Origin of the sequence: Sphaerobacter sp. (genome assembly GCF_019683595.1) — a bacterium.
Taxonomy (GTDB): domain Bacteria; phylum Chloroflexota; class Chloroflexia; order Thermomicrobiales; family Thermomicrobiaceae; genus Sphaerobacter.
Map to the genome: position 1 here is coordinate 1 of NZ_JADGHZ010000090.1, position 14,321 is coordinate 14,321.

At 67.6% G+C, this 14,321-nt stretch carries 11 protein-coding genes and 1 riboswitch; of the genes, 4 read left to right on the plus strand and 7 right to left on the minus strand.

The annotated features are described in order from the left end of the window. Positions 1-231 precede the first annotated feature (231 nt). Positions 232-756: a DinB family protein gene (locus IRZ30_RS10575; protein WP_294085038.1), complete on the plus strand. Its 525-nt coding sequence runs from the start codon at positions 232-234 to the stop codon at positions 754-756. A gap of 99 nt (positions 757-855) precedes the next feature. On the opposite strand, the gene IRZ30_RS10580 is transcribed toward IRZ30_RS10575, so the two are convergent. After that, the gene (locus tag IRZ30_RS10580; RefSeq protein WP_294085040.1) at positions 856-3,930 is read right to left on the minus strand and encodes a glycosyl hydrolase; all 3,075 of its coding nucleotides are present in this window, start codon (positions 3,928-3,930) and stop codon (positions 856-858) included. 296 nt (positions 3,931-4,226) lie between these two features. Here IRZ30_RS10580 and IRZ30_RS10585 point away from each other — a divergent pair, with 296 nt between their 5' ends. Beyond that, positions 4,227-5,399: an FAD/NAD(P)-binding oxidoreductase gene (locus IRZ30_RS10585; protein ID WP_294085042.1), complete on the plus strand. Its 1,173-nt coding sequence runs from the start codon at positions 4,227-4,229 to the stop codon at positions 5,397-5,399. A gap of 203 nt (positions 5,400-5,602) precedes the next feature. After that, a complete protein-coding gene (locus IRZ30_RS10590) occupies positions 5,603-6,883 on the plus strand; it encodes an ATP-grasp domain-containing protein (protein ID WP_294085044.1) in 1,281 nt (426 codons plus the stop codon). 22 nt (positions 6,884-6,905) lie between these two features. Here the strand turns inward: IRZ30_RS10590 and IRZ30_RS10595 are convergent, their stop codons facing one another. Continuing rightward, positions 6,906-7,223, minus strand: coding sequence for an oxidative damage protection protein (locus tag IRZ30_RS10595; protein WP_294085047.1), 318 nt, complete (start codon positions 7,221-7,223; stop codon positions 6,906-6,908). 323 nt (positions 7,224-7,546) lie between these two features. On the opposite strand from IRZ30_RS10595, the gene IRZ30_RS10600 reads away from it, so the two are divergent. After that, positions 7,547-8,272, plus strand: coding sequence for a formyltransferase family protein (locus IRZ30_RS10600; protein WP_294085049.1), 726 nt, complete (start codon positions 7,547-7,549; stop codon positions 8,270-8,272). Here IRZ30_RS10600 and IRZ30_RS10605 read toward each other — a convergent pair. The 5 genes from IRZ30_RS10605 to IRZ30_RS10625 form a co-directional block, all read right to left on the minus strand. Next, a complete protein-coding gene (locus IRZ30_RS10605) occupies positions 8,269-9,216 on the minus strand; it encodes a GDP-mannose 4,6-dehydratase (protein WP_294085050.1) in 948 nt (315 codons plus the stop codon). The genes IRZ30_RS10600 and IRZ30_RS10605 overlap by 4 nt on opposite strands. A 34-nt stretch (positions 9,217-9,250) precedes the next feature. Beyond that, the gene (gene metK / locus IRZ30_RS10610; protein WP_366945342.1) at positions 9,251-10,471 is read right to left on the minus strand and encodes a methionine adenosyltransferase; all 1,221 of its coding nucleotides are present in this window, start codon (positions 10,469-10,471) and stop codon (positions 9,251-9,253) included. A gap of 72 nt (positions 10,472-10,543) precedes the next feature. Continuing rightward, the gene (gene ahcY / locus IRZ30_RS10615) at positions 10,544-11,818 is read right to left on the minus strand and encodes an adenosylhomocysteinase (RefSeq protein ID WP_294085053.1); all 1,275 of its coding nucleotides are present in this window, start codon (positions 11,816-11,818) and stop codon (positions 10,544-10,546) included. Positions 11,819-11,873: 55 nt separating this feature from the next. After that, positions 11,874-12,908 (minus strand): S-methyl-5-thioribose-1-phosphate isomerase, encoded by a 1,035-nt coding sequence (gene mtnA, locus IRZ30_RS10620; RefSeq protein ID WP_294085054.1) that lies wholly within the window; start codon positions 12,906-12,908, stop codon positions 11,874-11,876. 124 nt (positions 12,909-13,032) lie between these two features. Continuing rightward, a riboswitch (SAM riboswitch) is annotated at positions 13,033-13,143 on the minus strand. Positions 13,144-13,327: 184 nt separating this feature from the next. Next, a complete protein-coding gene (locus tag IRZ30_RS10625; RefSeq protein WP_294085055.1) occupies positions 13,328-14,299 on the minus strand; it encodes a VOC family protein in 972 nt (323 codons plus the stop codon). Positions 14,300-14,321: the final 22 nt, after the last annotated feature.

Genomic DNA, 14,321 nt, shown 5'->3' on the forward strand with positions numbered 1-14,321 from the left:
CGCGCCCGGCCCCCTGCGGGGGGGGGTGGCGGGGGCCCTGGCCGCCCCCCCCCCCCCCCGCCTCCAGAGACAAATTCCCCACACTCGCGTTTACCATTGCCACTCGTAGACCACTTCGCCGATTGCCTGTCAATTCAGCCACTTGCAAACCTCTTGACGCTAGCCTCGCGAGGCGCTACTGTACGTGCAGAACAAATGTGCGTCATGCTGAGCAACGAGAGGAGTATGCTGGTGGATGGGCTCAGCATCCTGCGCGCCCAATTGAGCTGGACGCACGGGTTGATGGAGCAGGCGGTCGCCGATCTCAGCGAGGAGCAGCTTCACCACTGCGGTGAGGGGTGGACGATTCGATCAATCGCGGCGATCTACGCCCACTGCGTGCAGGCCGAGGACTGGCTCGTCAATCAATTCCTCCGCAAGCAGCCCCCAGTCTTTGAACGGGAAAACTGGGCCGAACAGACGGGGATCCTTCCGTTCCCCGCTCGGGGCGGCTCGCACGAGGAATGGGAAGCCTCATTGCGGGGGGTCAACTTCCCGCGACTGCGCGCCTTCGCCGAACGGGTCTACGCGGCGACCGACGACTACCTCGGATCGCTCACCGAGGCCGACCTCGATCAGACGGTGACCTTCGGCAGACTGGGTGACATCCCGGTCGGAACCTTCCTCGCCAACATCGTTGCCGGGCACGCCGCACATCACACCGGCGAGGTCTGCGCGCTCAAGGGTGTCCTCGGCGGCAAGGGGCTTCCGTTCTAGACGCAGCGTCCGACCATTCGACGGTTGGTAGCGCCGCGAGAACTTCCAGATAAGGGCGGAGCCGGGGCTTCTGCCCCGGCTCCTTGGTAGCTCCGGCCGTCAGGCGACAACCGGAGCGATGTCGTTCTCTTGGAGCAGCCGGTTGAACCCGGCCAGATCCTCACGGATGATCCGGTCCAGATTCGCCCGCTCGGCCTCCACCTGGGCGGCGAGGAGCGCGTACACCTCGCGCGCTCCCTGGGTGGGCGCGTCGTCGGATTCGTCGATCATCCCGCTGAGGGTCGTCAGCTTCTCCTTCAGCCGCGTCAGGCCCGGCTTCGGCTTGTTGGCATCCACCTGGATGAGGGTGCGCTCCACGGCACCCAGCTTGTCCTTGAGCTGGGCCGCGGCCTCCGCGATCGCCGCTTCCTTCCCGACGCGGCGAGCACGGTCTTCCCACTCCTCCACCTGCTTGCGGATGCGACCGATCTGATTCACCGCCTCATGCACCTCGGAGAGCCGGTCGCGGATGGCGCACTTGAGCTCGAACTGCTCCTTCAGCTCCTCCAAGGTCACCGGCAGCCGCGGGTCCGGCTCGACCCGGAACGACTGGGTCAGCACCGTGTCGCCCACCTGGAGTCGCACCTGATACTCGCCCGGGAGGACTTTGGGAGCGACCCCCTCTTCCGCCATTTGAGCGGCCCGGTCACGGCTGACCGGCTCGTCCAGCGGCGTGGCCTTCTCGCCCCGCAGGTTCCAGACGAACCGATTTGCACCGGGGTTCACCGGCACCCGCGGCGGCGTCTCGGACTTGCTGGAGAAGGAGCGGATCACGTTGCCTTCGGCGTCGAGGAAGGTCAGGGTCACCTCCTCCTCCGGCGTGTCCTTCAGCCAGTAGTGCACGATCACGCCGTCGGGCGGGTTCTGCCCGGCGTCGAGGAACTTCTCGACCGAGGTTCCCATTGGCGTCTCGACCGGCACGTACGCCACCGTCACCGGCCCCGCCATCTTGTAGTTGACCGTCCCCGCATCCCGCGTGTAGGCACGGCCATAGACGCGGAACCGGGTGGTCGGGCGGGGCTGGAAGAGGTGCACGTCTTTCGCCTCGATGCCCGCCTCAACCTGCCGGAGCGGGGTGATGTCGTCGAGGATCCAGAACGAGCGGCCGTGCGTGGCCACGACCAGGTCGCTTCCCTTGATCACGAAATCGTGGATCGGCGTGACCGGCAGGTTCGTCTCGAAGCGCTGCCAGTTGACGCCATCGTCGAACGAGATATAGATGCCCGTCTCGGTGCCGCAGAAGAGGAGGCCACGCCGCTCCGGATCCTCGCGGATCACCCGGGTGTACTCGGTCTCCGGGATCCCGTTGGTGATCCGGGTCCAGGTCGCCCCGTAGTCGTTCGTCTTGTAGAGGTACGGGGCGTAGTCGTTGAGCTTGTAGCAGGTCGCTGCGACGTAGACCGTCGCCGGGTCGTGCGGCGAGGGCTCGATGATCGAGATCAACGCCCACTCCGGCAGGTCGGGCGGCGTGACGTTCTGCCAGGTCTGTCCGCCGTCGCGCGAGAGGTGGATCAGCCCGTCGTCGGAGCCGGCCCAGAGGACGCCCGGCTCGTGCGGCGATTCGGCGAAGGCGAAGATAGTGCAGTAGATCTCCGCCCCGCTGTTGTCATCGGTGATCGGCCCGCCCGAGGGGCGCAGCTTCTCCGGGTCGTTGCGGGTCAGGTCGGGGCTGATCGTCTCCCAGCTCGACCCCTCGTCCGTGCTGCGGTGCACGTGGTTCGAGCAGATGTAGAGAACGTTCGGGTCGTGGTGCGAGAAGTGGACCGGGAACGTCCACTGGAAGCGGTACTTCAGGGACTCGGCCCCGGCACCGAAGCCGTGCACCTCCGGCCACACCGTGACGTTGCGCTTCTGGCCCGTCTCAGGGTTCCAGGCGATGAGCCGCCCGTGCCCGGCGCCGGTTCCGATGCCACCGCCGAAGACGCGGTGCGGCGGCTTGGGGCTGATCGCGATGTAGCCGCTCTCGCCGCCACCCGGCTCGACGTAGTTGGCCCAGGTGATGGCACCTTCAAAGCCGATGCTGGGCACGCGCATCGCCCAGTTGTCCTGTTGTGAGCCGTAGACGTTGTATGGCACCTGGTCGTCGGTGATTACATGGTAGAACTGGGCCGTCGGCTGATTGAGGATGCTGGACCAGGTACGGCCGCCGTCGAAGGTGACGCAGGCGCCGCCGTCGTTGCCCTCGATCATGCGGTTGGAGTCGTTCGGGTCGATCCAGAGGTCGTGGTTGTCGCCATGCGGCGTCGGGACCGCGAAGAACGTCTTTCCGCCGTCGGTCGACTTCCACGCTTGGAGGTTCAGCACCCAGACAGTGTCGGCGTCTGAGGGGTCGGCAAAGACCCGCATGTAGTACCACGGGCGCCGCCGCAGCTCCCGGTCGTCGTTCACCTTCTGCCAGGTATTTCCGTAGTCCTCCGACCGGTAGAGTCCACCATCCTCAGCCTCGATAAGCGCCCAGACGCGCCCGGGCTTCGCCGGGGACACCGCCACACCGCATCGGCCCCAGATCCCACCGGGGAGACCGGGATTGCGGGTTATGTCCTCCCAGGTGTCACCACCGTCCAGGCTGCGCCAGAGCCCGGAGTCCTCCCCGCCGCTGATCAGTGCGTGGGGGTAGCGCTGGGCCTGCCAAATGGTCGCGAAGATGACGCGCGGGTTGCTGGGGTCCATGGAGAGATCCGCGACGCCTGCCCGATCACTCTTATAGAGCACCTTCTCCCAGGTAACGCCGCCATCGAGCGAGCGGTACACTCCGCGCTCCTCGTTGCGGCCCCAGGCGTGCCCCAGCGCGCCGACGAACACGATGTCCGCGTTCGCCGGATGGATCTGGATGTCACTGATGTAGCGGGTGTCCGCCAGGCCCATATTACGCCACGTGCGGCCACCGTCGGTCGACTTGTAGACACCGTCGCCGTGGGAAACGTTGCTGCGGATGTTGGACTCGCCGGTGCCCACGTAGATGACGTTCGGGTCGGAGGTAGCGACTGCAATTGCGCCGACAGCCGACGTCTTGAAGTAGCCGTCGGAGATGTTCTCCCAGTACGCGCCGCCGCTCGTCGTCTTCCAGACGCCGCCGGCGCACGCGCCGAAATAGAAGGTCTCCCGTTCGGTCGGGTGACCCGCAACGGCTGACACGCGGCCACCCCGATGGGGACCGATGCAGCGCCACTCCAGCGACCGGAACAGCCTCGGGTCCACAGCTTCCCTCCTCACCGACCGGCAAGCGAGTGCCTAGCTCCGCCGGAAGTTCGGCTCGCGGTGACCACCGCCCGCCGCTCGTTTCCCGCATGCATCCGCGGGGCGATTCTCGTCGGGCACGCGACGTCCTGTCAAGCGAAACACGCTCTAGCCAGTGCCGCCGAGTCGCGGTACGGTTCCGGAGGTACGGGATGGCCTTCAGCCATCCAGGGCAGCAGGAGGGAGGAAGGGTCATGCAGGCGAGAACCGTGGTCGTGCTCGGCGCTGGCCCCGGCGGGTCGGCTGCCGCCCATCATCTGCGACGCTACCTGCCGGACAGCTCCCGCGTCGTGGTCGTCGATCGAACCGACCGTCTGACACTTGGGATCAGCCACTTGCTCATCATGCGCGGCTGGCTCGACGCCGACGCGGCATCGGTTTCCGTTCGCGGCTCCCTCCCGGAGGGGGTCGAATTCGTCCAAGCCGAGGTGCAGGGGATCGACCCGGGTGCGCGGCGCGTCCGCACTTCGACGGGTGAAATTGCCTACGATGCACTGCTCGTGGCGCTCGGCGCCGACCTCCGGGCCGACCTGGTTCCTGGGCTGAAGAAAGCGCTCGACGCGAACGCCGTTGAGGAGTTCTACAGCCTGCCCGGCGCCTCGCGCCTGCGGCGACGCCTGGAGAGCTTTTCCGGCGGCCGGGTGTGCGTCGTGATCAGCCGCCTCCCCTACAAGTGTCCGCCCGCGCCGTACGAGGCCGCGCTCCTCATCGCCGACCGGCTACGGGAGCGTGGTGTCGAAACAGGGGTGCAGATCGACCTCTTTACTCCCGAGCCGTCCCCGATCGCGGCCGGCGGGCCGGAGATGGGGCAGGCGATCCGCTCCACACTCCAGGAGCGGGGCATCACGCTGCACACCGGCGAGGAACTGTCGGCGGTCGACCACGAGCAGCGGAGCGCGACCTTTGCCTCAGGGCGCGAGGAGTCCTGGGATCTGCTTGTCGCCGTACCGCCGCACGCTGCGCCGCGGGTGCTGGTCGAATCCGGGCTGATCGAGCGCGGCTGGCTCATTGCCGACCGCCACACGCTACGGACCGCATTCGAGGGGATCTGGGCCATCGGCGATGCCTCGGCAGTCCCCATGGCCAACGGGATGCCGCTACCGAAGGCGGCCGTCTTCGCGACCGCCGAAGCCGAAGCCGCAGCGCGCGACATCGCGCGCACCCTCGGCGCGACGGCGCCGGAGCCCGCCTTTGAGGGCGTAGGGCGCTGCTGGTTCATCGTCGCGGACGGCATGGCCGGGTATATCGAGGGGCGTTTCCTCGACCCACCAGGGCCAAAGCTACAACTCCACCCCGCATCCGCCGACAACTTCGCGGCGATGCAGGCCGAGCTGCGAGCCTGGAAGGAGCAAGCCCGCCAGGCCTAGTGGAGTCCGCGAGCGGGCGCCGCGGAGGCGCAGCCATAGGAATCTGCGTGGGCAACGTTTGGGACCGCCGAGATGGTGCGCGGGGAAAGCACCGGCGGTGCCTCTGTTATAGTTTCTGTGTGGCATCGGCCGTAGACCGATCGGTGACCGGCTGACCGATGACCGGTTCAGCCTTCACCTTCGCCCGACGCCGGAGAGTCCCGATGGGCCAGACGAACGGGTACCAGCGCAAGCGAGTCCTTCTCCTGACCACTCCGTCCAGCTACCGGACGCCCGCGTTCCTGGCAGCAGCCGAACGGCTCGGGCTGGAAGCGATCCAGGCGGTGGACCTGCCCGAGCCCCTGGCGCGCGAGTGGAATGTCCCGCTCGGTGTGGACTTCACGCAGCCGGAGCGTGCCGCAGAGCAGGTCGCCGCGTTCGTCCGGGACCAGCCAGTCGATGCGATCCTGCCGCTCGACGACAGCGCGACGATCCTGGCGGCGCTGGCCTGCGCCCGCGTAGGACTGCCACACAACGCACCCGATGCGGCCCTGGCGGCACGCGACAAGTTCGTGATGCGGGAGATGCTTGCGGCCGGGGGCGTGCCCGTCCCCCATTTCCAGCGATTCTCAGCCGCCAGCGATCCGGTCCAGATCGCCGGGCAGGTTCGTTACCCGTGCGTGGTGAAGCCGACGCTCCTCTCCGGCAGCCGAGGGGTCATCCGCGCCGACGACCCGGAACAGTTCGTGGCCGCCTTCGCCCGCACCCGGGAGATTCTGGCGGCTGAAGGCTGGGCGCCGGACACCGCGTCCATCCTGGTGGAGGAGTTCCTGCCGGGATTCGAGGTCGCCCTCGAGGGCCTGCTGACGGAAGGCGGACTCCAGGTGCTGGCGCTGTTCGACAAGCCGGATCCGCTCGACGGTCCGTTCTTCGAGGAGACGATCTACGTCACGCCCTCACGGCTTCCTGAAGAAACCCAGGCGGCCATCGCGGAGACGACCGCACGTGGGGCGGCGGCGCTCGGGCTGCGCCAGGGGCCGATCCACGCGGAGTTGCGAATTAACGAGCGGGGGCCATGGATCATCGAGATGGCCGGGCGCTCCATCGGCGGCCTCTGCTCCACCGTGCTCGAGTTCGGCACGGGGTACAAGCTCGAAGACTTGATCTTGCTCCAGGCGGTCGGCGAGCCGATCCCCGATCCAGACATGGCCGCACCCGCGGTCGGGGTCATGATGATCCCAATCCCGGCATCCGGGATCCTGCGTCGGGTTGATGGTGTCGAGGAAGCGTGCAAGGTGCCGGGCATCACCGGAGTCGAAATCACCGCCCGGTTGAACCATCCAATCGCGGCGCTGCCGGAGGGGGCTAGCTATCTCGGCTTCATCTTCGCGCGCGCCGAGTCCCCAGACGCAGTCGAGGCAGCGCTTCGAGAGGCGCACGGCCGCCTACAGATCCACATCACCCCGGAGATCAGGCTCCGGCCGATCGTGGGTCCAGCGCGCTGAGCGCGGCACGCACCCGATGGCGCTACTTCTTGCGGCGAGGTGCGCCGCCGCCTTTCGCCGGGGCACCGCCGGCACCGACTGGGGTCCATCCCTCGGGCATCTGCGCGCCTTCACCGAAGAAGAACTCTTCCATCAGGTCGCGCAGCACCTGCCGATCATCGGGATCGGCCGGGTTGAGGCCATAGTGGTTGATGATGATCGTCTGCTGCTGCTTCCACAATTCCCAGGCGTCGGCGGAGATCTCGTTGTAGATGCGCTCGCCCAATGGACCAGGAAACGGTGGTTTCTCCAGCCCCGGTAGTTCACGCCCCAGCTTGGCACACTTCACCAGTCTGGCCATGCGGCCCTTCCTTCGGCTGCATCGAACTGTCGACTCGCTAGCGTAGCGGATCGGGACGATGGATGTCAAACGTCGCGCACTTGGAACGCGGTGACCAGGCGGCGCACGTAGGGCACGTGCGGGGCTGCCGCGTCCTCTTCTTCGGCCGTCACTGCCGCCTCTCGGCCGTGCCCCTTCGGGCACTGATCGACGCGGGCGCGCAGATCGTCGGCGTGGTCGCACCCGCGCCGCCGCGGCCAGAACCGCGTATGACTCCGATCCGGAAGCGCCAACCGCGTCGCGGCCCGACTCTACCGCTCGCTGGCCGGTCCCAGGGACCGACGTTGGACGCTCTGGCCGCGCAGGTCGCCGCACCGCTGTTCGAGGTCACGGACCTCCGCGCGATCGCCGCCCGTGACGCTCTCGCCGAGACTGAGCCGGACGTCATCGCGGTCTCGTGTTTTCCGCTCTGGATACCTGGGCAGGTGCGGTCACTGGCGACGCGCGCCGCGGTCAACCTCCACCCGTCGCTCCTCCCACGGCACCGGGGGCCGGACCCGCTGTTCTGGGTGTATCGCTCCGGTGACTCACACAGCGGCGTCACCGTGCATCTTCTCTCCGACCGTCTCGACGCCGGGGACATCGTGGCCCAGCAGGCCATCCCCGTGGAGCCGGGGCTCCCCGGCGACGTGCTGGAGGCACGCTGCGCTGAAGTCGGCGCAGACCTATTGGTACAGGTGGTCGCGCAGGCCGTCGCGGGGACACTTCAGCCACGTCCGCAGCCGACGACAGGTGCCAGCTACGAGGGCTGGCCGGAGGACGACGACCTGAAAATCGCTCCGGATTGGACCTGTGCCCGCGCCTGGCATTTCGCCCGCGGCGTCCTGCCGCTGGGCTACCGGCCATGGGTCACTGATGGTCATCGCACCTTCATCATCACCCACGTGCTGGGGTTCCGGCCGGGAGTCCACCTCGGTGCAGCGATCCAGCACCGTCCAGGCGGAACCGCCATCCAGGTCGTGGACGGCGTGCTCGACGCTGAAGTCGCTACAGGAGAGAACGATCCCTAGCCCCCGCGGGCGACGCGCTTCCGCCAATCGTCCAAGGTGTCGATCAGCGACTGCTCGAACGGTATCTCCGGCTCCCACCCGGTGCTCTGCTGGAGCTTGGCGGATGATCCATAGACTACCGGTGCGTCGGAGGGACGTAGCCGCGACGGGTCCGGGCGAACCTCGATCGGCCGCCGGGCGAGCGCCAGCAGACGGTCGAGCACCTGACGGATCGAACGCGGGACGCCGCTGGCGACATTGAAGACTTCGCCGGCCAGTTCCGGCCGTGCCACGAGGCGGTACGCTCGCACGACGTCCCGGACATCAAGGAAATCGCGCTGCGCATCCAGGTTCCCGACCCGAACGACGGGTTCGGTCAGGCCCTGCTCCGCCGCGGCGATCTGGCGCGCAAAGCTGGCGACCACGAAGCGCTCACTCTGTCCCGGACCGATATGGTTGAACGGGCGGACCCGCACGATGCGCATCTTATGGCTCAGGCCGTACTGGACGGCCAGCAAGTCCTGCACCACCTTGCTCACCGCGTACGGGTTGGCAGGCAGAAAGGGCTGCCGCTCGTCGAGGGGCATCGCTTCGGGCGGCGCCGGGCCGTACACCTCGCTCGACCCCGCCACCAGGATCACCGGGTCCAGGCCCAGCGCGTGGATGGATTCGAACAGGTTGATCTGGGCGATGGCGTTGTTGATCAGCGTCGCGCCCGGTTCGGCGAACGCCTCGGGCACCGACGTCCGGGCGGCGAGGTGGAAGACGATATCGGGCGGGTAGCGCCGGAGCAACGCATCCACGGCGGCACGATCCGCCAGGTCGCACGCCGCCCCGGTGACCCCCGGCAACACGGGAGCCTGCCGCCCGCCGATTGCGACGATCTCCCAATCGGTTTCGGCGCGCAGGTGCGCCGCGAGATGCCGCCCGACGAAGCCACTGCCGCCGGTGATCAGTGCCCGCATCGCGTCACATCCGCCGTCCGACCGGCCACGCGCCTTACCGGCCGACCGGGATCTCGGCGGCGGTCAGGCCGGCGGCGTCACGCAGCAGCGCGGCCTTGTCGGTCCGCTCCCAGGGCAGATCCAGGTCAGGACGCCCGAAGTGCCCGTAGGCCGCGACCTGGCGGTAGATCGGCCGCATCAGGTCGAGGTCTCTGATGATCGCCCCCGGACGGAGATCGAAGTGCGCCCGAATCAGCTCCAGGATGCGCTCTTCGTCGATGCGTGCCGTGCCGAACGTCTCAATGTGGAGGGAGACCGGCTGCGCTACGCCGATCGCGTAGGAGATCTGGATCTCGAACCGGTCGGCCAGCCCGGCGGCTACCACGTTCTTGGCGACGTACCGCGCTGCGTACGCCCCGGAGCGGTCAACCTTTGTCGGATCCTTGCCGGAGAATGCGCCACCGCCGTGCCGCGCCATGCCGCCGTAGGTGTCGACAATGATCTTGCGGCCGGTCAGGCCCGCGTCGCCCATCGGCCCTCCGACCGAGAAGCGGCCGCTTGGATTGATCAGAACCCGCGTGTCATCGTCGAGGAGATTCTCCGGGACCACGGCCTTCACGACGACCTCGCGCAGGCCGTCCCGAATCTCCTCGTTCGTCGCCCCCGGGTCGTGCTGTGCTGCGAGGACGATGGTGTCCACCCGTGCCGGCCGCCCATACCGGTACTCGACGGTCACCTGGCTCTTGCCGTCCGGGCGCAAGAAGCCGAGTTCCCCGCTCTTTCGGACGGCAGCCATGCGGCGCGTCAGCGCGTGGGCCAGCGAGATGGGGAGCGGCATCAACTCAGGCGTCTCCGTGCACGCGAACCCAATCATCATGCCCTGGTCGCCCGCGCCGAGCGCATCCAAGCCGTCGCCAGCGTCTTGGTCGCGTACCTCGAGCGCTTTGTCGACCGCTTCGGCGATCTCCGGCGACTGCTCCTTGATCGAGGTGATGACCCCCGCCGTCGTGGCGTCGAAGCCGTACTTGGCGCGGGTGTAGCCGACATCCTCCACCACCTGCCGAGCGATGGCCGGGATATCAACGTAGGTGCTGGTCGTGATCTCCCCGAAGACCACGATCAGCCCGGTGGTGGCGGCCGTCTCGCATGCCACGCGCGCGTCGGGATCTTCGGCCAGGATGGCGTCAAGGACGGCATCGGAGATCTGGTCACAGAGCTTGTCCGGATGCCCCTCGGTGACCGATTCCGAGGTGAAGAGTGTCTTGGCCGCGCGCATGAAACTGGTCGTCACTGGTTGCCCTTTCGCTAGTACGCGATCCGGCCGCAGGGGATGCCGCATGCCGCTCCTCTACGTGCCCGACTGCCACGAGCGCAGGTACTCCTCCTGCTGCGGCGTGAGCTGATCGATGGCGATCCCCATCGCCTTCAACTTCAGCCGCGCCACCTCGACGTCGATTTCCTCCGGCACCTGGTAGACCCGCTTCTCCAGGCGACCGGCCTCTCGAACGAGATACGCGGCGGACAGGGCCTGATTGGCGAAGCTCATGTCCATCACGCTCGCCGGGTGCCCTTCGGCGGCGACGAGGTTGATCAGGCGCCCTTCGCCGAGCACGATGATCCGCTTGCCCCCGCTCAATCGGTACTCCTCGACGTAGGGCCGTAACACCTCGCGCCCCTCGACCGCGATGTCGTCGAGCATCGTCAGGTTGATCTCGGCATTGAAGTGCCCGGCGTTGGCGAGCATCGCGCCGTCCTTCATCGCCTCGAAGTGCTGGCGGTCGATGACGTTGATGTTGCCGGTCGCGGTGATGAAGATATCACCCTCCGGGGCGGCCTCCACCATCGGCATCACGCGGTAGCCGTCCATCACCGCTTCGAGCGCGCGGATGGGGTTGACCTCGGTGACGATTACCTTGGCGCCCATGCCGCGAGCGCGCATGGCAATCCCCTTGCCGCACCAGCCATAACCTGCGACGACTACGGTCTTCCCGGCGAGGAGGATGTTGGTCGCCCGGATGATCCCGTCGAGCGTGCTCTGTCCGGTGCCGTAGCGGTTGTCAAAGAAGTGCTTGGTGTCGGCGTCGTTCACCGCGATGACCGGGAAGGCCAGCACCCCGTCGCGCTCCATCGCTCGGAGCCGAATCACGCCGGTCGTCGTCTCTTCTGTCGAGCCGTACATCTCCGGAATCAGTTCCCGGCGGTCGCGATGGATGGTCGTGACGACATCGGCGCCGTCGTCGATCACGATGTGCGGGCGTAGGTCGAGCGCCTGATGGATGTGTCGGTAATAGGTCTCGTTGTCCTCGCCCTTGATGGCGTAGACGCGGAAGCCGTCCGCTGCGAGCGCCGCCGCCACGTCATCCTGGGTCGAGAGCGGGTTGCTGGCGCAGATGGCCGCCTCGGCTCCCCCGGCGCGGAGGGTATAAGCCAGGTTGGCCGTCTCGGTGGTCACGTGGACGCAGGCGACGATGCGAACGCCCTCGAGTGGCCGATCACGCTCGAACGACTGCCGAATCAACCCGAGCACCGGCATCTCGCGAGCCGCCCAGGCGATCCGGCGGCGCCCCGCCTCGGCCAGCCCGATATCCTTGATGTCGTACCTGACGTCCGTGCTCCCGGCCATCCATGTCCCTTTCCGCTCGTCGTCCCACCGCGCCGTGCCGCGGCGTCGCTTCAGTCTACTCTGTCGCCGCCGCGGCTGCCTGCCGGATCGCCTCGTCGTACGGCGGCTTCAACACCCCGTGTTCGGTGATGATGGCCGTGACCAGATCCGCCGGCGTCACGTCGAAGGCTGGGTTCCACACCGGCGTATCGGTCACGGTGATCGGGCGCCCGTCCACGACGCGCACCTCGTCGAACGATCGCTCCTCGATCGGGATGCTGGCCCCGTCGGGTGTGTGCGGATCCAGGGTCGATACCGGCGCCGCGACGTAGAACGGAATCCCATGGCTGCGTGCCGCCAGCGCCACGGCATAGGTCCCGATCTTGTTGGCCACATCCCCGTTGGCGGCGATCCGGTCGGCCCCAACCACGACCGCATCAACCTCCCCGCGCGCCATCAGGGCCGCAGCCGCAACGTCAGGGATCAGCGTGTGGGGCACGCCGAGCCGGCGCAACTCCCAGACGGTGAGCCGGGCACCCTGCAGGCGCGGGCGGCTCTCGTCGACGTACACCATCGCCACCTTGCCCTGCGCGTGGGCGGTCCGGATCACCCCGAGCGCGGTGCCATAGGCCCCGGTCGCCAGTGCCCCCGTGTTGCAGTGGGTCAGCACCCGAGCCCCATCCGGCAGGAGCGCTGCCCCCAGTTCGCTGAGCGCGCGGTCCGCGGTCAATTGCTGCTCGATGATCCGCTGCACCAGTCGATCCAGCCGCTCCACGACCGTCGCCGCATCCGAAGCGTTTCGGGCCTCCTGCAGCGCGCGCTCGATGGCCCAGTGCAGATTCACCGCGGTCGGTCGAGTCCGCCCCAACGTCCGCGCCGCATGCTCGAGGGCAACGTCCACTGGCTGTCCCGTTTCGAGCGCGCCTCGTGCGGCGATCGCCATCCCTGCCGCCGCGGCGATCCCGATTGCCGGCGCGCCGCGCACCTGCATGGTGCGGATCGCATCCGCCACCGCTTCGACCGACCCCACCGTGACCCAGTGCTCAGCCTGCGGGAGCCGCGTCTGATCGAGCAGACGCAGTGCACCCCGCTCCCATACGAGGGGCCGCATGTGGGACGGATCGCTCATCGGCGCCCGCCCGGCAGCCGGGTCGAACCGGTTCGTATTCCCGATCGCATCATGGTGCAAACAAAAGGGCCTCTCGTGAGCGAGAAGCCGGTTGACTCCCGCGTCACTCTCATCTCTCAGCGGCGACGCCGCTGCCGGAATTGGCACCGCGCGGATCGTGCGATCCGTCGGTTGCCGGGCTTCGTCGGGCCGTTCCCTCCACCACTCTGGATAAGAGAGACCGCTTTATTCACTTTGAGCCGCACTATAGCACAGGGCTCGGAGCGCGACAACGCACCGGGCCGCTCCAGTCAAACCGCGCGGCGCATTCGGCGCTCCGGCGCACATTGACCAGGATACCGCCGCGCGGTGGGAAGTCGAATCGCCCGCCTGGGACACCGGACTAGCGGGCTACCAGCGCGCTACTTCACCGGCGGGGTGCCGTGGGTGTGGAACGTTGCGACGGTCTGCAACCCCCAGGCCTGCCCCCGCTGACGCTCCGCCTGGCTCCAGATGATCGGCTTCCAGTCGGGCGCGACCACGAGCCGCGCGCCGGGGCAGCCGATCTCGACGCGATGCCCGCCCGGTTCGATGACGTAGAGGAAGACCGTCTGCTGGATCGCGTGCTTGTGCGGGCCGTACTCGATCGGGGCGCCGAACTCGATGGCGATGTCCGCCGCCCTCAGCACTTCCTCGCGGGTGTCGACCGCGTAGCAGACGTGGTGGAAGCGTGCGGGAGTGCCGGTCGCGTCCTCGGTGATGGCCACCTCGTACCCCTTGTTGTTCGAGGTGAGCCAGGCACCCTTCTCAGAGCCGTCGTCGAAGACGATCCCCTCGGTAAAGCGCATGCCGAGCGTCTCCTGCAGCGCGACGCGGCAGGCGCGGACGTCGACGGCGAACAAGTTGATATGGTCGAGACGGCGCAGATTGCACCCACGCGCCGGGAACCGCGAGGCCTGGTTCTTCAGCGCCGGTTTGGTCTCGGGGGTCGGCTGGTACCACTCGATGTCCCAGATCAACTCGACGACATGGCCGTCGGGTGTGCGGAAGCGGTAGGCCCGGCCGTGCCCTTCGTCACCGTCGATCCAACCGATGCCGAGACCCGCCTTCTCCACCTCGGCCACACAGCGATCGAGCGCCTCGGGCGACGTCACACGGAAGGCGAAGTGTTCCATCTTCGGCACCGGGCCGGCAGTTAGCTTCAGTGTGTGGTGGGCGTAGTCGTCCCAGCCCCGGAGGTAGACCGAGTTGCCCTTCCGGTCGCTCTCGATGAGGCCGAGGAACTCGGTGAAAAAACGCACACTCTCGTCGAGGGTGGGTGTGATGAGCTCAACGTGGGCCAGGTGCGCCAGGTCAAAGCGGGGCTCGCCGATCCACATTCGCATCTCATCCATCGTTCTCTTCTCCCTCCCGCCC